Source organism: Pontixanthobacter aestiaquae (genome assembly GCF_009827455.1).
GTDB lineage: Bacteria > Pseudomonadota > Alphaproteobacteria > Sphingomonadales > Sphingomonadaceae > Pontixanthobacter > Pontixanthobacter aestiaquae.
Genome location: NZ_WTYZ01000001.1, coordinates 1,849,581 through 1,870,467 on the forward strand (window position 1 = coordinate 1,849,581; position 20,887 = coordinate 1,870,467).

The following is a 20,887-nucleotide window of genomic DNA, read 5'->3' on the forward strand; positions in this document are numbered from 1 at the left end:
GTGAAATAATTCGCATGTGAGGAAGCTTTTCTCGATCGATCCGGGCAATTGCTCGTCTAGCAAAAGGCGGAGCCTTCTTGTTCGCGGTTGGCCAATTGCTCTATCGAGTAACTGCTTGCAATCACATCGGCTTTGCACGGCACGTAAGACGGGTCCTGCGGCAGGCATCCTTCGCCGCACACCAGCTTGGCCATTCCCGCTTGTGCATCAATCCGCCAGAACCGCCCGCCGGGTGTCGAGACATAGCCATCCATCCGCGCTGCAATGTCGCTGCGCATATCGAGCAGCGATGGAACTTCGCTGTCATATTCGCGGCTGAACGCGCCGTGCGTGTGGAAGCTTGCGACCGGTGCCATGCCGGGTTCGTCGAAATAGGCGATGTCGCAGCTGGCCTGTTCTCCGGCCACCAGCCGGGTCGTGCCGAGCTTGCCGTCGCTGTCTTCGAAGATAACCGCGCAGAGTTCCTGATCGTCTGAAAACGAGCGCCGTTGGAGCGACGCCAACTGCTCGCGCGCAAAGTCCTCGACCTGACTTTGCGGCACGGTCGTGACAAATGCCTCCGGCCCTTTGGTGTTCATCGCCGCGCGCAGCACGATGACCAGCCAAAGGGCAAAGAGGATTGCCATGATAAGTTTGGAAGAACGGATGTCGGGCATAGGCCCGTTTTATCGCGCCTAGTTCTTCTCTTTGTCCACCAGTTGATTGGCCGAAATCCACGGCATCATACCGCGCAGCTTTGCGCCGACCTGTTCGATAGGATGCGCTTCGGCGGCTTTGCGAGAGGCTTTCAGTTCCGGCTGACCGGCGCGGTTGTCGAGAACAAAGTCCTTCACGAAACGGCCGGCTTGGATATCTTCCAGCACGCGCTTCATTTCGGCCTTGGTTTCGGCAGTGATAATCCGCGGGCCGGTTTTGATATCGCCATATTCAGCGGTGTTGCTGATCGAATAGCGCATATTGGCGATGCCGCCTTCATAGAGCAGATCGACGATTAGCTTGGTCTCGTGGAGACACTCGAAATAGGCCATTTCCGGCGCGTAACCCGCTTCGACCAAGGTCTCGAAACCGGCTTGGATCAGATGAGTGATACCGCCGCACAGGACGGCTTGTTCACCGAACAGATCGGTTTCGCATTCTTCTTTGAAATTGGTCTCGATGACGCCCGAACGGCCGCCGCCCATTGCGCTGGCATAGGATAGCGCGAGCGATTTGGCATAGCCATTGCCGCCGCTTTCACTCCCTTCCTGATGCACTGCGATCAGGCAGGGAACACCGCCGCCGCGCTGATATTCGCTGCGGACAGTATGGCCGGGGCCCTTGGGTGCGATCATGATGACGTCGATATCGGCAGGCGGTTCGATCAGGCCGAAATGGATGTTGAGGCCGTGGGCAAAGGCGAGGGCGCTGCCCGGTTTCATATGACCGGCCATGTCGTCCGCCCAGATCGCGGCCTGATGCTCGTCAGGTGCAAGAACCATCACAAGGTCAGCCCACTCAGCCGCCTCTGTGTTGGTCATGACTTTGAAGCCAGCAGCCTCGGCCTTCTTGCGTGTGGCGGAGCCTTCGCGCAGTGCAACCGCAACTTCTTTCACGCCGCTATCGCGCAGATTCTGTGCGTGGGCATGACCCTGGCTGCCATAGCCAAGGATCGCGACTTTCTTGTTTTGGATCAGATCAAGATCGGCGTCTGAATCGTAATAGACTTTCATTGGATATCCCTGAATTCAAAGTGAAATTGTTATAACGATACGTCATCCCCGCGAAAGCGGGGACCCAGAGTCTCAGAGTACAGCTTCTCCACACTGGGTTCCCGCTTTCGCGGGACTGACGACAGAAAAATTGGGTGGAATGTTCATGCCCCCTCAGCCCCGCGCATCATGCCTGCGACCCCGGTCCGGCCGACTTCGACCAAGCCAAGCTCGCGCATAAGGGCGATGAAATTATCAATCTTGTCCGGCGCGCCCGTCAGCTCGAAAATGAAGCTGGATGTGGTCACATCGACTACCTGCGCGCGGAATATTTCTGCAAGGCGCAAAGCCTCGATGCGATTATCGCCGGTGCCTTTGACTTTGATCAGCGCCAGTTCGCGTTCGACATGTGGGCCTTCCTCGGTCAAGTCGATCACTTTGTGGACCGGAACAAGCCGCTCCAGTTGTGCCTGAATTTGATCGATCACCGCAGGCGGGCCGTTGGTCACGATGGTAATCCGGCTTGTCGCGTGGTCCTCTGCGATATCGGCCACAGTCAGGCTGTCGATATTGTAACCGCGCGCGGTAAACAGGCCCGCAATCTTGGCGAGAATACCGGCCTCATTGTCGACCGTTATCGCGAGGACGTGGCGTTCGGATTGTGCTTCTTTGATATGCATCACGGTTGCCCCTACACCAAAGCCTTCGCTTCGTCGTCCATCGTACCCTCGACCTGATCGCCATACATCAGCATGTCGGTATGCGCCGCGCCGCTGGGGATCATCGGATAGCAGTTCGCGTCTTTGGAAACCTGACAATCGACGATTACAGGGCCGTCATGCGCCATCATCGCTTCGATGCCAGCATCGAGGCCCGCTTCGCTTTCGATGCGGATGCCTTTCCAGCCATAGGCGTCGGCAAGCGCAACAAAGTCGGGCAGGCTATCCGAATAGGAGTTGGAATAGCGGCTTTCATAGGTCAGCTCCTGCCACTGGCGGACCATACCCATATATTCATTGTTGAGAATGAAGATCTTGATCGGAAGGCGGTATTGGCTCGCGGTGCCAAGTTCCTGAATGTTCATCTGGATCGAGGCTTCACCGGCAATGTCGATTACCAGATCATTTGGATTGCCGAGTTGGGCACCAATCGCGGCCGGCATCCCGTAACCCATTGTTCCAAGACCGCCACTGGTCAGCCATTTGTTCGGATCGAAGAAATGGAAATATTGCGCCGCCCACATCTGGTGCTGGCCAACCTCGGTCGTGATGATCGGGTTGCGGTGCTTGGTCAGCGCAAAGAGCCGTTCGATTGCCAGTTGCGGCATGATCGTGTCTTTGCTTGGCGGATAAGCGAGGCTTTCGCGCGCGCGCCAGCCGGTGATGCGTGCTTTCCATTCACCGAGGTCTTTGGCTTTGCGGCCGTTCTTGTCGTTGGCCCAGGCATCGATCAGCTGTTGTAAAACGGTTGCGCAATCGCCGACAATGCCAAGGTCAACCGGAACGGTTTTGTTGATCGACGCGCGATCAATATCGATGTGTATCTTCTTGGAACCAGGTGAAAACGCATCAAGCCGGCCCGTTACGCGGTCATCGAACCGCGCGCCTACGCAGATCATCAGGTCGCATTTGTTCATCGCCATATTGGCTTCGTATGTGCCGTGCATACCCAGCATGCCGAGCCAGTCCGGATGATCGGCAGGAAATGCACCGAGGCCCATCAGCGTCGAGGTGACAGGAGCGCCGGTCAGGTCTTGTAACTGGCGGAGCAGGGCGCTCGCTTCCGGTCCGGAATTGATGACACCCCCGCCGGTATAAAGGACCGGCGATTCGGCTTCTGACATCATTGCGACGGCCTGCGCAATTTTGTCTGCCTTGCCTTTGGTGCGTGGCTGGTAGCGCTCCGAAGCGACAAAGCTGCCCGAGTCCGCCTCGCCGTTGGACAGCGCGATCTGCACATCTTTCGGAATATCGACGACCACGGGGCCGGGGCGACCGGTTGTCGCAATCCGGAACGCTTCCTCGATGGTCGCCTTCAACTCGCTCGGGTCTTTGACGAGGTAATTGTGCTTCGTGCAGTGGCGGGTGATGCCGATTGTGTCGGCCTCCTGAAACGCGTCTGTACCGATCAGAGCCGTTGGAACCTGTCCGGTTATGACCACCAGCGGAATCGAGTCCAGATAAGCATCGGCGATCCCGGTAACCGCGTTGGTGGCACCGGGGCCGGATGTAACGAGAACAACGCCGGGCTTGCCTGTAGAGCGGGCATAGCCTTCGGCCGCATGGGCTGCGCCGGCTTCGTGCCGCACCAGAATGTGGCGAATGCGTTGGTCGCCGAACAGTTCGTCATAAATGGGCAGCACTGCGCCGCCGGGATAGCCGAAAATGAACTCGACTCCCTGATCGATCAAGCCCTGAACCAAGATGGATGCGCCGCTGCGCTCCTGCTGAGACACTGTTTTATCCGCCTTTCACCCATTACGATCAAAATATATGGCCCGGTGCGAGGGTGCACACCGAGCCAATGAAGGCTTCATAACGCACTAAAATGTTCCGTCAATCGCTATCTACGTAATAATCGTTCAAATATCGTTTCGGTATTGGTATTTTCAGGCTCTGCTCGTGTCCACCAATCGGGTGGCTGGTTGCGGAACCATGTGAATTGCCGCTTGGCATATTGCCTGGTGGACATCTGTCCAGATTGAATCATTTCATCGCGCGAAACTCTGCCTTCTAGCCATGCTGCGATCTCGCGCACGCCGATAGCGCGCATAACGGGCAGTTCAGCGCTGAGAGCGCGCGCCATAAGTGCTTCGACCTCGGCCACCGCGCCTTGGTCCAGCATCCATTCAAAGCGTATATCGCAGCGTGCATAAAGCTTTGCCCGGTCCGGCACGAGGATCAGCGGATGCAAATCAACTTCGTCGCCGATGCCGCCCACAGGATTGCCGTGCCAGTGGGTCATGGGTTTTCCGGTGGAGCGGACAACTTCGAGTGCGCGCGCAGTTCTGGTGGTATCTGCAGGGGCTAGTCGCGCTGCCGCTTCCGGATCCTCGATCTCCAGCGCAGCGCGCGCATCCACGTGATCCATCGCCCTGATTTCTGCGCGAATATCGGGATCGATTGGCGGGATGGGGGAAATGCCGTCGAGTAACGTGCGCATATAGAGCCCGGTGCCGCCGACCAAGATCGGCACCGCACCCTCGGCATGCAGTTCTGCGATGACTCGCTTGGCCGCAGCGGCCCAATCGGCTGTGGAGCAGGCTGTCGCGCCGTCCCAATCGCCGAACAAATGATGCGGTACACCCTGCATCTCATCCTCGTCAGGCCGTGCACTGAGGACTTTCAGATCGCAATAGACCTGCGCGCTGTCGGCATTAATGACCGCAGCTTCTTTTCCACGAGCTTTCAGCGCCAATGCCAGCTTGACCGCCAAATCGCTCTTGCCGCTGGCGGTCGGCCCTGCAATGAGCGCCAGCGGTGGCCGTTTGGCCCCGGAATTAGGAGAAGAATTCGTGCTCATTGCCCGGCTGATAGCAGACACGGACAAACTTGAAACACGTCTTAAACAGGCTGGCCTTGCGCTGGCATCTGCGGGGATGAGCGAGGGGACGCAAGCGGGCTCTCGCCCGGTGAATGGTAGCAAGAGCGTGATGCAGATCCGGGTGCCGAAAGGCGATATGGCGGACCTTCGGACAATTGTTGAAGAGCATTTCGCGCCTGATGCAGCGTTGCTCGCTTCGGCCAGTTTCGAACCGGTCAGGCTTCTTGTATCGGACATGGACTCAACCATGATCGAACAGGAATGTATCGACGAACTGGCGGACTTTGCCGGGCTGAAGGACAAAGTATCGGCCATCACCGAGCGCGCAATGCAGGGCGAACTCGATTTTGAAACGGCGCTGCGCGAGCGCGTTGGGTTGCTCGCCGGGATGCCGGAAAGCAAAATTGCCGAATGCCTGGAAAAGCGTATTACGCTGGTGCCCGGCGCACGCAGTTTGGTCGGAACGCTGAAAGCGATGGGATGCCGGACGGTGCTTGTTACCGGCGGCTTCCACCATTTTGCCGACCCCATCGCTGAACAGCTTGGCTTCGATCATGTGATCGGCAACCGTCTGGCAGTAGCGAATGGCAAGCTGACCGGTGAACTGGACGGGCCGGTCGTCGATAGCGGGACAAAGCTATCCGTGTTGCAGGAAGAGCGCGCAAAATTGCCGTCATCGAAAAGTATTGCGACCGGCGACGGCGCTAATGATATACCGATGCTGCAAGCCGCAGATTACGGCATCGCCTATAAAGCGAAACCGAAGGCCCGCGAGGCTGCGTCAGGCTGGATCGATGAAGGCGATCTGACTGCTGTTCTTACGATGCTGGATGTACCGTTGGAAAAATGGGCCGAATAATCAAAGCCAGCTGGAAATCTGGCCAAGCGGCTTTTTCTGCAAGGCGTGGGTTGGCACAGTAGCGTCCTTGGCCGGCTTGCCGACCACGACGATCATGAGCGGCTTTTCCTCCGGCGGGCGCCCGCAAATATCGCGCAGAAATCCCATGGGTGAGGGCGTGTGGGTGAGAGTAGCACAGCCCGCCTCGTGCAGTGTCGCAATCAGCATTCCGCAGGCGATGCCCACGCTTTCATTAACGTAGTAATTTTGCGTCTTGCCGTCTTCCTCTATGCCGCCTTTACGCTGGGCAAATACAACGATCAGCCAAGGCGCGGTTTCCAGGAATGGCTTATCCTGATCCGTTCCGAGCGGTGAAAGCGCATCGAGCCACTGGTCGCTCGCTTTGGCCTGTCCATCCTCGGCACCATAGAACTCCCGCTCTTCCTGCTCGGCAGCCTCGCGGATCGCCTTCTTTTTGTCAGGCGATGCGACGACTGCGAAATGCCATGGCTGATGGTTCGCTCCGTTTGGCGCGCTACCGGCCGCAGTAATGGCGGCTTCGATCACTTCGCGGGGGACCGGTTCGTCGGTGAAGTACCGGCATGTCCGGCGCTGCGTGATCCGATCCCTGAACGCGGTTGCGCGCTCTATGCTCTCGGCGTCGGAGATGTCTGGAAGCGAATACGGAACGGAATCATGTGGTTTCATAAGAGACTATATTGGCCAGTTTTGCGCGCTTGGAAAGGCCCGAGATATCCGCTTTATTGACATCGATGTAAGTAAGTTGCATATCGGAACTGAACTTGATCAGAAAGGCAGGCTGATGGCCCCGATCGAACGTCCTTTGCAGCATCCCGACCGCAAGCATGCCGGTTTTCAACCGCTCAAAGCCATGCGCCATTTTCGCAAGCTTATCGCGGATAAGGAAGACACGGAGCAAGTCTTCCACATTATCGAAGCTTTGAAAGGCAGGAAGACCGCCAAACAGGCAGCAAAATTCGTTCAATCTCAGGAAGGTCAGGCGCTGTTGCGCGATGACCGTGAGTTGGCGGCGATGCTTGACCAGCATTCGAACTGGGCGGAATGCGCCGACGATAGCGTCGCGAAGAACTATATCCGCTTTATGAAGCGGGAAGGGCTGACTGCTGCAGGCCTGGTGGCTGAATCGCACGGATGGTTACCCAAGGATCAGCGACCCGAAGACCTCTACGAATGGTATTATGACCGCCTGCGCGACACGCATGATCTGTTTCACGTGCTGACCGGCTATGGCCGTGACGCGTTGGGTGAGTTGAGCCTGCTTGGCTTCAGTTACGCGCAAAACCATAATACTGGTGTGCTGTTCATCGCCTATGCCGGCGCGCGGCAGATGAAAAAAGTTTCGGGCAGTTCTGCCCCGATCTTTGCTGCGGTACGCGAAGGCCAGAGACTTGGCCGGGCGGCTGCAAAACTGGCGCATCAGGATGTCGAGAAGTTGATGCACGAGCCGCTGGAGGCTGCTCGCGAGCGTCTCGGAATTGGCAAACCGGAAATATACCGCGAATGTCTGAAGATATTCGAGGCGGAAGGCTTGTCGATCCAGGATCCCGGGAATTTGCCAGCGCACGAAGACGGGTGCTGCGCCGCCTAATTGCCGGAGGGCGGGTTGGGCTCTTCCAACTCTGCAGTATCGTCCGCCGCTTTGGTCATGACCTCGTTAGTAGCCGACGCTTCGTTCTGGAACGCGGTGGAAGCAGCTTCCAATGTGGTCTTGTACAGATCGATAGCTTCATTCTTCTCAAGCTCGTAATTGCGGCTGAACTCGCACGCCCGAAAGAATATATCGCGCGAGAACAACACGGCCGGTGATCGCCCGCCGAGGCCGGTTTCCCGGCTTTCCTCGCCTTCGCCGATACTGCCCGAATCATTTGCTCCTCCGATTGCGACGAGACCGGAGATCGACGCTTGCGACCCTTGATTGAATGACGCGTCAGGGGCGGGCGCAGTGCAGGTAACAAAACGGGTGTTCTTATCGAGTACCAGCGTATTGGCGACCGATGAGGTGGTCGAAATGATCTGTTCGTCACTAACACTTGTCATGACCGGCACAGGCTCATCCGCCATCGTCGCACATCCGCCCAGAAGGACAGCGCACATAAGCGTTGGTTGACCAAAATTCATGTTCACCCCCTGCGTTTAGGTCTTAGGAGGTGCCCGAAGATGTGCGCGAAAGATTGTATGTCCGCGACATGCAACATGCGACATGCAACGTGCGACAGTCGTTAGAAGAATTAGCGCAGCTCCGTGCGGATCACGAAACAGAGTGAGCAAATCGCCTCGCAGATCATGTAGCGATGAAAACGCAGTCCACCGCATCTACAGCGAGATGCAAAAGGCAACCAAGGCCAATCGCTCGCGCCCACCAGCGCGGGACCAATAATAGCGCGCCATAAACCAGTGCGGCGGGCCAAGTGTGAAGCGGGTGGAAGCCAATGCTGCAGCGGTTCGGATCAAAGATCGGATCGGCCAGCACATGATCAACATCGATCACTATGGTGGCGCAGATCAGCAATCCTGCCTTGAGCCAGTGTTCTCGCCAGAACAACCGCCCCAACAGGAATGGCACCAGAAAATGCCCTGCATAGTGCGAGATTAACTGAAGAACGGCCATTCAAAGGGCCGCCTGACTGCTAGTCTTCCATCCAGTTTTTGAAGAAACTTTCATTGGCCTCGCGCAGATCTTCGACGGCAATGTCGAACAGGATCGCGTCTTCATCATCCTTCCATTGGAAGCGGTTTCCACCGGTGAAGCCGATCCAGTCGGCGCTGACGCCCGCGGCTTCGCATTCTTCTTGGAAGGTCTCCCATTCCTCGCGTTCGGTGATCGGCAAGCAGACGATGTAGCGGCTTTGATCTTCGCCGAACATATCGAGCAGACTGTCGCCCAGCGTATGGACGTTGGCACCGATACCGCTGGCCATTGCCATCTCCGCGAGCGCAATCGCTGCACCGCCGTCGGAGATATCGTGGACAGTATTGCAACGATAGGATGTGACGAGGTCGCGGACAAACTCGCCCACGCGGCGTTCCATTTCCAGATCGACAGGCGGCGGTGCGCCGTCCTCTTTGCCGCGAACTTCGCGCAGCCATGTCGATTGGCCGAGACGCGACCCGATGCTGCCGATAGTGCCTTCTGCGCGCATTGACGCAAGGTCGGGCTCGCCCGCTTTCGCGTTCCACAGGACATCGCCATTGTCGGTAAAGCCGCCGAGCACGATGATCGCTTGGCCTTCATCCTTGAAAGCGATGGTTGCCATGACATCGTGATCGTCCATCAGGCCGACGCCGCCAATCGCGGGCGTTGGCAAGATGGCGCTACCGCCGCCGGTCGCTTTGCTTTCATTGTAGAGCGAGACATTGCCGCTTACGATCGGGAAATCGAGCTGGCGGCAGGCTTCGCCCATGCCTTCGACGCAGCCGACAAATTGGGCCATAATCTCGGGGCGCTGCGGGTTGCCGAAATTGAGGCAATTGGTGACCGATAGCGGTGTTGCGCCAACTGCGCAGAGGTTGCGATAGGATTCTGCGACCGCGTGCTTCCCACCCTCGAAAGGATCGGCATAACAATAGCGTGGGTTGCAATCGGTGCTGATCGCCAGCGCCTTGTTTGTTCCATGCACACGCACAACCGACGCGTCGCCGCCTGATTTTTGCAGAGTGTCCGCGCCAACTTGGCTATCATATTGCTCCCAAATCCACCGGCGCGAGGCGAGGGCGGGTGTGCCGAGCAGATAGAGCAGTTCCGCGCCATGGTCTTCGCTCGCTTCGACCTTGTCGAGCGGCGCAATACCGGCCCATGCTTTGTATTCGTCGCGCGAGATGTAGGGGCGCTCATACTCAGGTGCATCTGAAGCAAGCGGACCCAGCGGAATATCGCACACAGTCTCGCCATCGAAATCGAGAACCATATGACGGGTGTCGGTTACTTCGCCGATCACTGCGAAGTCCAGCTCCCACTTCTTGAAGATCGCCGCTGCCATCTCTTCCTTGCCAGGCTTCAGCACCATAAGCATCCGCTCCTGGCTCTCGCTCAGCATCATCTCGTATGGTGTCATACCCTCTTCGCGGCACGGGACCTTGTTCATGTCGAGGCGAATGCCGGTCTTGCCGTTGGTCGCCATTTCAACGCTGGAGGATGTCAGGCCGGCCGCGCCCATATCCTGGATCGCGACAATCGCATCTGTAGCCATCAGTTCAAGGCAGGCTTCGATCAGCAACTTTTCAACGAAGGGATCGCCGACCTGAACGGTCGGGCGTTTCTCTTCGATATCGTCACCGAAATCGGCGCTGGCCATGGTCGCGCCGTGGATACCGTCGCGGCCGGTTTTGGAGCCGACATACACAATCGGGTTCCCCACGCCGGTCGCGGCGCTGTAGAAAATCTTGTCCGTATCGGCGACACCTACGGTCATCGCATTGACGAGGATGTTTCCATCATAGGCCGGATGGAAATTGGTCTCTCCGCCCACGGTCGGCACGCCCACGCAGTTTCCGTATCCGCCGATACCCGCAACCACGCCTTTGACGAGATGCTTCATTTTCGGGTGATCGGGCGAACCGAACCGCAGCGCATTCATATTGGCGACTGGCCGTGCGCCCATGGTGAATACGTCACGCAGGATCCCGCCAACACCGGTTGCCGCACCTTGGTATGGCTCGATGTATGACGGGTGATTGTGGCTCTCCATTTTGAAGATAGCAGCCTGACCGTCACCAATACCGATCACACCAGCATTCTCGCCCGGGCCGCAGATTACCCACGGCGCTTCGGTAGGCAGCTTCTTCAGATGAAAGCGCGATGATTTGTAGGAACAATGCTCCGACCACATGACCGAAAATATGCCGAGCTCGACCATGTTGGGCTCGCGGCCCAAGCTCTTGAGCACTTGCTCATATTCTTCCGGGGAGAAACCGTGCTGGTCGACGACTTCGGGAGTGATCACATCGGATGGATTAGCCATGCTCGCGCGTTTAGCGCCGAGGACCGCCGCCCGCTAGCCCCCGATCATCCACATGACGGCGAGTTGTCCCCACCCAAGATGCAATCCACGCGGCCAAACCGAAGCTGATCAGCGCCATTGCGTAGAGCATGAAGCTCGCCTCGATCGGCTGCGGGCCGAACCAGTTGATCGATTGGATCATCAGCAGGAAGGCAAGCAATATCCATGGCGGCATGACCGGCCCTTTGGTCTTTGCAACGTACCAAAGGAATGCGGCCAGAGTAATACCCAGCTCCAGCGCGATTGCAGCCGCAGGGTAATTCCACAGCCCAAACCCGTAGCGCGCTTCTCCGCCAGCAATGGTCAGATCAGGGCGATGCACGAGCAGATCGATCAGCCAATGCGATGCCACGACGAGCGCCGCTATTCCGGCGGTCACGAATTGCCGCTTCAACAGAAGCAGCAGCACCAGAAACGCAAATGCCCATGCCAGCGTCCCGACAAGGCTGTGGGTAAAGGGCATATGATAGAGGTCGAGCGGGTTCATAGCCGTGATACCCGGCTCGATCCGCATTTTCTCGACGCCGATGATGGCGAACAGGAAGAATCCCCAATCGACCAGCTGCGCGGCGATAAACAGCGTTCCCAGCTTGGGCGCGTTCTTGCTGACCGCGGCAGCAGCAAAGGCCGGAGCCCAGTGTCCGATAAACATCTAAGCGAATGCCCCCAAAACGTCTTAGTCTAACTCGTGAGACGGAGTGATACCCACGTTGCGACACCGCTTGCAACAGCTGTTGCGAACGCTCCCCAAAGAATGTCGGCGATGGAGATGTGTGTCGCCCATACTTTCATCACTGCCTGGCTCGTCAAATCATATGTCGCGTAGCACAGGCCGCCAAGCAATGCGCCGTTCAAAATTGCGGTCGCCACGCTGCCTGCTTCCAAGCCGGGTTTGATGGCAAACCACAGCATCCCGAAAAGATAGAGAACGTAGAAAACGCCAGCGGCGCCCAGACGTACATTGTCGGCCATTATCTCGCCGATGACCGGCCGATACAAATTGGGTTCCGCCCAACGAAGCCAAAAGAAATCAAGCACGCCAAAGGCGATACCGGCGGCCACGAAGGCTATGATCCACTGCATTTTCGTTTCTCCTGTTACATGCCAACTTGACCGGGAAGGGCCGCATGGTCATTGCTTGTCCTATGACCGAGGGCACACCTGATTTAGCGCAAATGACTTTCGAGCAGGCACTGGCCGCGCTCGAAGAAATAGTGAAACGGCTCGAAAGCGGTGAAGTTCCGCTCGACGAATCGATCAGCCTGTACGAGCAGGGCGAGAAGCTGCGCCAGCATTGTCAGGCGCGGCTTGATTCGGCGCAGGCGCGGATTGAGAAAATCGTCGCTGGTCCCGATGGCAAAGTGACCGGAACCGCTCCTTTCGATTCGGACAATTGATATGGCGCTGAGCATCGTCTCCAACAATCTGCTGGCTGACGGGCTGAAAGACATCCAGCAGGACGTCGATACGGCGTTCGATCTGCTGCTGCCGGTGCCCGGTGATACCCGGGCGCGGTTGGTTGAAGCGATGCGTTACGCCGCAATCGGTGGCGGGAAGCGCGTACGTCCGCTCTTGCTCACCGCGACCGCGGCGATGTTCGGGGTCGACCGCGATGCAGCAGTCCGGGCTGGGTGCGCGGTCGAGGCAATTCATGTCTATTCGCTGATCCATGACGATTTGCCGTGCATGGATGATGATGATTTGCGCCATGGTAAAGCCACTCTGCACAAGCAATTCGATGAGGCGACAGCGGTTCTGGCAGGCGATTCACTCCATGATCTGGCGTTTGAAATTCTGTCCGATACCGGAACCAGCGGCGATCCATTCACCCGCGCTGAGCTAATCACCACTCTGGCCCGCGCAAGTGGCATGAACGGGATGGCGGGCGGCCAGATGATGGACATGGCCGCCGAGGGCGCGGACTATGATTTGCAGGCTATCACGCGGCTTCAACAGCTGAAGACAGGTGCTTTGCTGGCGGCGTCAGTGGAAATGGGCGCTATCCTTGGCAAGGTAGCACCCGATGGCAGGGCACCGCTGCGCGCCTATGCCCGCGACATAGGTTTGGCCTTTCAAATCGCGGATGATCTGCTCGACGTAACGGGCGACCAGGAGAAAGCTGGCAAAGCGCTCCGCAAGGATGATGAGCAGGGCAAGCAGACATTTGTGACTTTGATGGGCGTAGATGGAGCAAAAGATCAGGCTAGGGCGCTGGTGGATCAGGCTGTCGGTCATCTTGCGAATTATGGCGATGACGCAGCACTGCTCAAAGCATTGGCGCGCTATATTGTGGAGAGAGACCGGTGAGCGAACGCATTGGAATTTACCCGGGAACATTCGATCCGATTACGCTCGGTCACGCCGACATTATCCGGCGCGGGGCGAAGCTGGTTGACCGGTTGGTCATCGGTGTCACCACCAATCCATCCAAGAACCCGATGTTCTCGACCGAAGAACGCTTGGCCATGGTCGAGCGCGAAGTGGCCGATATGAAAATCGACAATGTCGAAGTCGTCGGTTTCAACGCGCTGCTCGTAAAGTTCGCCGAAAAGACAGGCGCGAAAGTGATTGTTCGCGGACTGCGCGCTGTCGCCGATTTTGAATATGAGTATCAGATGGCGGGCATGAACCAGCAACTTGACGATGATGTCGAGACGGTGTTCCTGATGGCCGACGTCTCGCTGCAACCCATTGCATCGAAACTGGTCAAGGAAATTGCACTGTTCGGCGGCGATATTACTCCGTTTGTCAGCAAGTCCGTTCGCGACGATGTCGTGAAGAGGGTCGAGAAGATCGGCCGCCTGGGCGATTATTGATCGATGATAAAAGCCTGCACTGATCATTCATTGAAGTGACAGCCGCACGCGTCTAGACGGATCGCAACACGAATTACCTATATTGGGAAACATATGATCAAGACTTTCAAGGCTGCCCGGACGGCCGCTGCGGTAACTCTCGGTGCATTCGCCACGTTGGCGATTGCTCCGGCGGCAGCGCTCGCACAGGATGCGACCGAAGGCGTAGAAGATGTGATGGAGGCTGAGGACGAGCCGCTTGCTCCGCCGAAGCGCTACGACCCGATCAATTACAATATGGACGAAGATCGCGAGAACATCCTCGTGCTCGATCTGTCCAATGGCAAACGTGTTTACCTGCGATTGATGGAGCAATGGGCTCCCAATCACGTGGAGCGGATTAAAACGCTGACCCGGCAAGGTTTTTATGACGGGATTATTTTTCACCGCGTTATCGACGGTTTCATGGCGCAGTCCGGCGATCCGACCGGGACCGGTCAAGGCGGATCGACTTTTCCTGACTTAAAGGCTGAGTTCAACCCGATGCCGCATATTCGCGGGACCTTGGCGATGGCCCGCGCACAGGCCGAAGACAGCGCGAACAGCCAGTTCTTCATAGTATTCTATCCGCGTTTCTCGCTCGATAAGCGCTACACCAATATCGGCCGGGTAATTTCGGGCATGGACGGTGTCGATGCGATCGAGCGCGGCGAACCGCCTGCGAATCCGACGCGTATCTTGCAGGCATCTCTTGCGGCGGACAATAAGCCTGTTCCGGCACCCGCACAGGAGCCTGCTGTCACGGCTATTGAAGATATCACTGCCGATATGTTGAGCGCACCGATTGAATAGTAAGCAGAGCCGTTTGGCCTTCACATTGCTGCTTTCGGCCAGTAGCTGCGCACAATGCGTGTTGACCTATTCGATTTTGAGCTACCGCCGGAACTGATCGCGCTGCGACCTGTGTCTCCGCGCCATTCCGCGCGGATGCTATTGGTTGATGGCGACAAGCCTTTTGCGGATCGAACCGTTATCGAATTGCCCGATATATTGCGGCCGGGCGATGTGCTGGTGTTCAACGACACGCGGGTTATTTCGGCGCAATTGGAAGGCAGGCGCGGAGAGGCCAAGATCGGCGCAACTCTGCACAAGCGGGTCGATCTGCGCCGCTGGCGTGCGTTCATCCGCAATGCCAAACGCCTGAAAGAAGGCGACAGGGTTGAATTCCCGGCGAATGTCAGCGCGATTGCCGAACAGCGGCACAGTGACGGCAGTTTCACTTTGAACTTTCAGGGCGATGACCCGGTCGAAGTGCTGTTGGAGCGGGCGGGGCGGATGCCATTGCCGCCTTATATTGCGGGAAAGCGTCCGACTGATGAGCGCGACAAATCCGACTATCAGACGATTTTTGCAAAAGAAGACGGGGCGGTCGCCGCGCCGACTGCTGCGCTGCACTTCACGCCTCAGCTGCTCGACGCTTTGGATGCGCGCGGGATCGTTCGCGAGACTCTGACACTCCATGTCGGGGCGGGAACGTTCCTGCCGGTTAAAGCCGAGGATACCGACGATCACCAGATGCATGCCGAATGGGGCCGGATCGACGCAGCAACCGCGGACCGGCTGAATACCGCCCGTGCGAATGGCAACCGCGTGATTGCAGTGGGAACCACCAGTTTAAGGTTGCTCGAAAGCGCTGCGACAGAAGACAATATTATTGAGCCATTCGATGGTGATACGTCGATCTTCATCACACCCGGCTACAGGTTTCACGCGATTGACGGGTTGATGACCAATTTCCACTTGCCCAAATCGACGCTGATGATGCTGGTCAGCGCGCTGATGGGGCAAGAGCGGATGATGGCCGCTTATGACCACGCAATTGCGGCAGGGTACCGCTTCTACAGCTACGGCGATTCTTCGCTGCTGTTGCCCGATGCATAGGCCTGTACTCCGGCCGGTGCATAAGTAAGGCTTGGCAATCTCGCACGGCTCGGCAATATCGGTCGTTCTATGCAACCAATCCTAGAAATCCGTGACCTGACCAAGGTCTATCAGGGCGGCCTGAAGGCGCTCGATTCTGTCGATCTGGCCATCAAACCGGGCGAGATTTTCGCGCTGCTGGGGCCGAATGGTGCCGGTAAAACGACGCTGATTGCCGCAATCTGCGGGCTCGTTCGGCCGACTAGCGGAACGATCAGTGCATTCGGAGAGGACCTGTCAAAGAACTGGCGATCTGCGCGGTCGCGGATCGGTTTGGTGCCGCAGGAACTGGCTACCGATATGTTCGAGAAGGTCCAGTACGCGGTTTCCTACTCACGCGGATTGTTCGGGCTGGCTCCCGATGCCGCGCGGATTGAAGAAATCCTGAAATCGCTAAGCCTATGGGACAAGCGTGACGAGCAAATCCGCGCTCTGTCGGGCGGAATGAAACGGCGGGTGCTGATTGCCAAGGCGCTGGCGCATGATCCAGACCTCCTGTTCCTCGACGAGCCGACAGCGGGCGTGGATGTCGAATTGCGCCGCGATATGTGGAAGCTGATCGGTGCAATGCGCGAACGCGGCGTTACGATCATTCTCACCACCCATTATATCGAAGAAGCCGAAGAGATGGCCGACCGCGTCGGGATCATCCGCAAAGGTCAGATCCTGATGGTGGATGATAAAGCGGCGATGATGAGCCGCCTTGGCCGGACGGAAGCGATTATCACATTGTCTGAGGCCATTAGCGACTTACCTGCCGATATTGCTGCTTATCCGGTCACGCTGTCGGAGGATGGCAAAGAGCTGTGCTATCGCGGCGGCGATGGCAGCGGGAAGGGCAAGGAAGAGGTTGCGGACATCACCAAAGCGCTAACCAAGGCCGGGATCGATTATAACGGCATCGACATTCACGAATCCTCGCTGGAAGATATCTTCGTCGATCTGGTGGAAGAGCGCGCGGGAGAGATCGAATGATCGGCTTCAATTTCCGCAGCACTTGGGCCATCTACAACCGCGAACTGATGCGGGCGCTGCGCACGGCCTTCCAATCGATCCTTGCGCCGGTTCTGACCACTTCGCTCTATTTCATCGTGTTTGGCGCGGCCATTGGCAGCCGGATGCCCGATTTAGGCGGCGTCGATTATGGCGCCTTCATCATCCCCGGCTTGCTGCTTCTGACTCTGCTCAGCGAAAGCACATCCAATGCCAGTTTCGGCATTTATATGCCGCGTTTCACTGGCACGATTTACGAACTGCTGTCCGCGCCGGTCGGGGTGGCCGAAACGCTGGTCGGATTCGTTGGTGCAGCGGCGACAAAGTCGCTGATCCTCGCCGCGATTATCCTCGCCACAGCAACTCTGTTCGTCGATTATTCGATAGCGCATCCGGTCCTTGCCATCGGCTACATCATGCTGGTTGCGGCGAGTTTCTCGTTATTCGGCTTTATTCTCGGCATCTGGGCGGACAGTTTTGAAAAGCTTGGCATAATCCCCGCGCTGTTCCTGATCCCGCTGACTTTCCTGGGCGGAACCTTTTATTCGATCGATATGTTGCCCGATCCGTGGCGGACAATCGCGCTGTTTAATCCGGTAGTGTATCTGGTGAATGGCCTGCGCTGGACCTTCTATGGCTCCTCCGACATCAATATCTGGGTGTCGCTCGGACTGACGCTCGGTTTTCTGGCGATCTGCGTTGCCACGATTGCTTACATTTTCAAGACGGGTTGGCGACTGCGCGAGTAGTGCTAAAGGCGCGTGGCTATGACCGAGCCTGCACGACCGAGATTCTCCTTCAGCATTTCCGCAACCGACGGGAAAGCGCGCACTGGTGCCATCCAGATGCAGCGCGGCGAGATCCGCACCCCGGCCTTCATGCCGGTGGGAACCGCCGCAACTGTTAAGGCGATGAAGCCTGAGACTGTCCGTCAGACGGGCGCGGATATCATCCTCGGCAATACCTATCATTTGATGCTGCGGCCCGGGGCGGAGCGGGTCGCGAAGCTTGGCGGATTGCATCGCTTCATGAACTGGGAGCGCCCGATCCTGACCGATAGTGGCGGTTATCAGGTGATGAGCCTGTCCGATCTGCGCAAGCTGACCGAAGAGGGGGTCGAGTTCCGCAGCCATCTCGACGGCTCGAAACATATGCTGACGCCCGAACGCTCGATGGAAATCCAGCGGCTGCTTGGCTCCGATATCGTGATGGCGTTCGACGAGTGCCCGCGCGCCGATCAACCGCGCGACGAGATTGCCAAATCGATGGAAATGTCGATGCGCTGGGCCAAGCGGAGCCGCGATGGTTTCGATAGCGGAGAAGAACACGCGGCGCGGTCAGCGCTGTTTGGTATCCAGCAAGGCGCGTTGGATGAAGAACTCCGCAAACGCAGCGCAGATGCGCTGACTGACATCGGCTTCGACGGATACGCGATTGGCGGCCTCGCTGTAGGCGAGGGGCAAGAGGCGATGTTCGCAACGCTTGAGTTTGCACCTCAGCAGCTACCTGAAGACCGGCCGCGCTATCTGATGGGTGTCGGAAAACCCGATGATCTGGTCGGTGCGGTCGAGCGCGGCGTCGATATGTTTGACTGCGTGCTGCCGAGCCGCTCCGGCCGCAACGGGCAGGCATTTACCTGGAATGGCCCGATCAACCTGCGCAATGCGCGCTTCGCCGAGGACGCAAATCCCATCGATGGACGCTGCAACAATACGGTGAGCCAAACTTATAGCCGCGCCTATCTGCACCATCTGGTCAAATCGAAAGAGATATTGGGCGCGATGCTGCTGACCGAACATAACATCGCGTTCTACCAGCAGCTGATGCAAGCAATGCGCGATGCGATCAGCGAGGGACGCTTTGCCGCCTTCGCAGCCGATTTCCGGCGCAACTATAGGAATAGTTGATAAACACGCGTTTGATTGTGCCTTTTCGACCAAACCTGTGTTTGGCTTTTGCGACCGGTCTGATATCTATCTGCCTTGCGACGATTTTCTGGAGGCTGATTAAGTTGCTAAAGTATTTTTCTGCAATTCTTATGTTTACCGCCTGGTGCACTCCGGCATTTTCTCAGGAATCGATGAATGATGATGAGCTTTTCGGTGCCAGATTGTCAGTGCTTGACGTTAGTATCTCGCCCGATGGCAGCAAGCTGGCGATAATTGCTCCGGGCGGGAAGTCAGAAGAGATCGTCTACGTTATCAATATTGAGACAGCAGGCCAGCCCAAAGCAGTTCTGCGTAACAATGACCCGTTGGGAGAGCTCATATGGTGTAATTGGGCGACGAATGATCGTGTCATTTGTCAACTGCGCACGGTCGAAAGGGACCAAGGTCGGTTGTTGAGTTTTTCCCGTCTCATAGTAGTGGATGATGATGGTGCAAACGCGGGAATGTTGACCCAACCGAAGGGCGCGAACGCACTGAGCATCATTCAAGATGGTGGCTCTGTCATTTCATGGGATGTTGATGGCGAAGATGACACCATCCTAATGACACGCGAGTTTGTTCCTGAGAGCTCGAATGGCACGCAGATTTATTCGAACCAGGAAGGACTGGGTGTCGATGCTGTCAATGTCAAAACCCTGAAACGCAGACGCGCGGAAAAACCGCGCAATGTCGCAGCACGGTACATAGCTGATGACAGTGGGCGTGTTAGACTGATGGCTGTGAGAACGTTCAAAGACGGTTATCTCAGGGGCGACACAACGTATCTTTATCGAGACGCAGGCAAAGACGATTGGAACCCGTTTGAAATCGCCGAGGATATGGTCCCTGTGGCGGTCGATAGCAGAACCAATAGGGCCTTTGCGTTCGGCACCAAAGATGGTTTCGCATCACTCTATTCCATCTCGCTAGATGGCAACGAGACAATCGATCTACTGGTTCATCGCGATAATGCCGATGTGGACAGCCTGCTGCGTATCGGGCGGAAAAACCGGGTTGTTGGGGCAAGCTATGCGACTGATCGAAGGCAGATCGCTTTCTTCGATGAAGAATTGAAGGGTTTGGCTGCTTCTTTACAAAAAGCCTTGCCAGGAAACCCTTTGATTGAGTTCGTCGATTCCAGCGAAGATGAGTCCAAGCTGCTCATTATCGCTTCGCGCGATGTTGATCCGGGCATGGTGTATCTATTCGACAAGAACACGAAACGTCTGGAAGAGCTCTTGCCGCTGCGTAATGGTATGGCGGATATAGAAATGGGTACGATGCGGACCGTGTCATACCCCGCTGCCGATGGCACGGAAATTCCTGCCTATTTGACATTGCCGCCGCGCTCGGACGGCCGCGATCTTCCCGCTTTGGTGATGCCACATGGAGGCCCATCTGCGAGAGATGAATGGGGCTTCGATTGGCTCGCGCAGTACTTTGCCCGTCAAGGATACGCGGTACTACAACCGAATTATCGCGGGTCGGCGGGATATGGCAGCGATTGGTATATGAGAAACGGTTTCCAGTCTTGGCGGATAGCTGTCGGAGATGTTGCGGACGCCGGGCGCTGGCTTGTAAATCAGAATATCGCAGATGCTGACAAGCTTGCAATAGTTGGCTGGTCGTATGGCGGATATGCCGCTTTACAGTCTGATGTGGTTGCGCCCGGCTTGTTCAAAGCCGTTGTGGCGATTGCCCCTGTGACTGATCTCGGAATGTTGAAATCGGAGGCTGAGGGCTTTACTAATTTTCGTCTTGTCGAAAAATTTGTAGGTTCTGGTCCTCATGTCTCGGCCGGCTCCCCTGCGAGGAATGCGGACTCCATTGTGTCACCCGTACTGCTTTTTCACGGCGAATATGACGAGAATGTCTCGGTCAATCACAGTCGATTGATGGTTGACGCTTTGAAAGACGTGGGCAAGTCTGCGAACTATGTAGAATATAAGGGTTTGGACCATTATTTGGATGATAGTGAAACGCGTCGCTCTATGTTGAAGACAACGACAACATTTCTCACCGAACATCTCGGCGAAGATTAGCACGTATATACGAGAAAGGGCGGCCACGCGGAGCCGCCCTT

At 56.9% G+C, this 20,887-nt stretch carries 22 protein-coding genes; 11 read left to right on the forward strand and 11 right to left on the reverse strand.

What is annotated here, in order from left to right; all coding sequences use genetic code 11:
- Nucleotides 1–56: 56 nt before the first annotated feature.
- From GRI35_RS08815 to miaA, 5 genes are all read right to left on the reverse strand, one after another.
- Nucleotides 57–626 (reverse strand): DUF4329 domain-containing protein, encoded by a 570-nt coding sequence (locus GRI35_RS08815; protein ID WP_160613813.1) that lies wholly within the window; start codon nt 624–626, stop codon nt 57–59.
- A 48-nt stretch (nt 627–674) separates the two neighbouring features.
- Nucleotides 675–1,709, reverse strand: coding sequence for a ketol-acid reductoisomerase (gene ilvC / locus GRI35_RS08820; RefSeq protein WP_160613814.1), 1,035 nt, complete (start codon nt 1,707–1,709; stop codon nt 675–677).
- 143 nt (nt 1,710–1,852) lie between these two features.
- Nucleotides 1,853–2,368, reverse strand: a complete 516-nt coding sequence (gene ilvN, locus GRI35_RS08825) for an acetolactate synthase small subunit (protein WP_160613815.1) — start codon at nt 2,366–2,368, stop codon at nt 1,853–1,855.
- Between the two features lie 11 nt (nt 2,369–2,379).
- Nucleotides 2,380–4,143 carry a biosynthetic-type acetolactate synthase large subunit gene (ilvB, locus tag GRI35_RS08830; RefSeq protein ID WP_160613816.1) on the reverse strand — a complete coding sequence of 588 codons (1,764 nt, stop codon included), beginning with the start codon at nt 4,141–4,143 and terminating at the stop codon, nt 2,380–2,382.
- Between the two features lie 107 nt (nt 4,144–4,250).
- Nucleotides 4,251–5,210 (reverse strand): tRNA (adenosine(37)-N6)-dimethylallyltransferase MiaA, encoded by a 960-nt coding sequence (gene miaA, locus GRI35_RS08835; protein WP_160613817.1) that lies wholly within the window; start codon nt 5,208–5,210, stop codon nt 4,251–4,253.
- Between miaA and serB the strand changes: the two genes are divergently transcribed.
- Nucleotides 5,203–6,090: a phosphoserine phosphatase SerB gene (gene serB, locus GRI35_RS08840; RefSeq protein ID WP_160613818.1), complete on the forward strand. Its 888-nt coding sequence runs from the start codon at nt 5,203–5,205 to the stop codon at nt 6,088–6,090. The two genes, miaA and serB, sit on opposite strands and share 8 nt — an antisense overlap.
- On the opposite strand, the gene GRI35_RS08845 is transcribed toward serB, so the two are convergent.
- Complete coding sequence (locus GRI35_RS08845) at nt 6,091–6,777, reverse strand: nitroreductase family protein (RefSeq protein ID WP_160613819.1); 687 nt, start codon at nt 6,775–6,777, stop codon at nt 6,091–6,093.
- Nucleotides 6,778–6,892: 115 nt separating this feature from the next.
- Here GRI35_RS08845 and GRI35_RS08850 point away from each other — a divergent pair, with 115 nt between their 5' ends.
- Nucleotides 6,893–7,699 carry a Coq4 family protein gene (locus tag GRI35_RS08850; protein ID WP_160613820.1) on the forward strand — a complete coding sequence of 269 codons (807 nt, stop codon included), beginning with the start codon at nt 6,893–6,895 and terminating at the stop codon, nt 7,697–7,699.
- Here GRI35_RS08850 and GRI35_RS08855 read toward each other — a convergent pair.
- The 5 genes from GRI35_RS08855 to GRI35_RS08875 form a co-directional block, all read right to left on the reverse strand.
- The gene (locus GRI35_RS08855; protein WP_160613821.1) at nt 7,696–8,229 is read right to left on the reverse strand and encodes a hypothetical protein; all 534 of its coding nucleotides are present in this window, start codon (nt 8,227–8,229) and stop codon (nt 7,696–7,698) included. The genes GRI35_RS08850 and GRI35_RS08855 overlap by 4 nt on opposite strands.
- A gap of 163 nt (nt 8,230–8,392) precedes the next feature.
- Nucleotides 8,393–8,719: a DUF6122 family protein gene (locus tag GRI35_RS08860; protein WP_160613822.1), complete on the reverse strand. Its 327-nt coding sequence runs from the start codon at nt 8,717–8,719 to the stop codon at nt 8,393–8,395.
- A gap of 19 nt (nt 8,720–8,738) precedes the next feature.
- Nucleotides 8,739–11,069 (reverse strand): phosphoribosylformylglycinamidine synthase subunit PurL, encoded by a 2,331-nt coding sequence (gene purL / locus GRI35_RS08865; protein ID WP_160613823.1) that lies wholly within the window; start codon nt 11,067–11,069, stop codon nt 8,739–8,741.
- A gap of 10 nt (nt 11,070–11,079) precedes the next feature.
- A complete protein-coding gene (locus GRI35_RS08870) occupies nt 11,080–11,760 on the reverse strand; it encodes a hypothetical protein (RefSeq protein ID WP_160613824.1) in 681 nt (226 codons plus the stop codon).
- Between the two features lie 29 nt (nt 11,761–11,789).
- Nucleotides 11,790–12,191, reverse strand: coding sequence for a DUF2177 family protein (locus GRI35_RS08875; RefSeq protein ID WP_160613825.1), 402 nt, complete (start codon nt 12,189–12,191; stop codon nt 11,790–11,792).
- A 62-nt stretch (nt 12,192–12,253) separates the two neighbouring features.
- Between GRI35_RS08875 and GRI35_RS08880 the strand changes: the two genes are divergently transcribed.
- From GRI35_RS08880 to GRI35_RS08920, 9 genes are all read left to right on the forward strand, one after another.
- The gene (locus tag GRI35_RS08880) at nt 12,254–12,505 is read left to right on the forward strand and encodes an exodeoxyribonuclease VII small subunit (RefSeq protein ID WP_160613826.1); all 252 of its coding nucleotides are present in this window, start codon (nt 12,254–12,256) and stop codon (nt 12,503–12,505) included.
- 1 nt (nt 12,506) lies between these two features.
- Nucleotides 12,507–13,415 (forward strand): polyprenyl synthetase family protein, encoded by a 909-nt coding sequence (locus GRI35_RS08885; RefSeq protein ID WP_160613827.1) that lies wholly within the window; start codon nt 12,507–12,509, stop codon nt 13,413–13,415.
- On the forward strand, nt 13,412–13,924 hold the full coding sequence (gene coaD, locus GRI35_RS08890; RefSeq protein WP_160613828.1) for a pantetheine-phosphate adenylyltransferase: 513 nt from the start codon (nt 13,412–13,414) through the stop codon (nt 13,922–13,924). Before GRI35_RS08885 ends, coaD begins: the two co-directional genes overlap by 4 nt.
- A 93-nt stretch (nt 13,925–14,017) precedes the next feature.
- Complete coding sequence (locus tag GRI35_RS08895; protein WP_160613829.1) at nt 14,018–14,755, forward strand: peptidylprolyl isomerase; 738 nt, start codon at nt 14,018–14,020, stop codon at nt 14,753–14,755.
- Nucleotides 14,756–14,809: 54 nt separating this feature from the next.
- Nucleotides 14,810–15,844 carry a tRNA preQ1(34) S-adenosylmethionine ribosyltransferase-isomerase QueA gene (gene queA / locus GRI35_RS08900; protein ID WP_160613830.1) on the forward strand — a complete coding sequence of 345 codons (1,035 nt, stop codon included), beginning with the start codon at nt 14,810–14,812 and terminating at the stop codon, nt 15,842–15,844.
- Nucleotides 15,845–15,913: 69 nt separating this feature from the next.
- Nucleotides 15,914–16,858 carry an ABC transporter ATP-binding protein gene (locus GRI35_RS08905; protein WP_160613831.1) on the forward strand — a complete coding sequence of 315 codons (945 nt, stop codon included), beginning with the start codon at nt 15,914–15,916 and terminating at the stop codon, nt 16,856–16,858.
- The gene (locus tag GRI35_RS08910) at nt 16,855–17,625 is read left to right on the forward strand and encodes an ABC transporter permease (protein WP_160613832.1); all 771 of its coding nucleotides are present in this window, start codon (nt 16,855–16,857) and stop codon (nt 17,623–17,625) included. The genes GRI35_RS08905 and GRI35_RS08910 overlap by 4 nt, the downstream gene beginning before the upstream one ends.
- A gap of 18 nt (nt 17,626–17,643) precedes the next feature.
- On the forward strand, nt 17,644–18,783 hold the full coding sequence (gene tgt / locus GRI35_RS08915) for a tRNA guanosine(34) transglycosylase Tgt (protein ID WP_160613833.1): 1,140 nt from the start codon (nt 17,644–17,646) through the stop codon (nt 18,781–18,783).
- Nucleotides 18,784–18,824: 41 nt separating this feature from the next.
- A complete protein-coding gene (locus tag GRI35_RS08920) occupies nt 18,825–20,846 on the forward strand; it encodes a S9 family peptidase (RefSeq protein WP_235900174.1) in 2,022 nt (673 codons plus the stop codon).
- Nucleotides 20,847–20,887 lie beyond the last annotated feature (41 nt).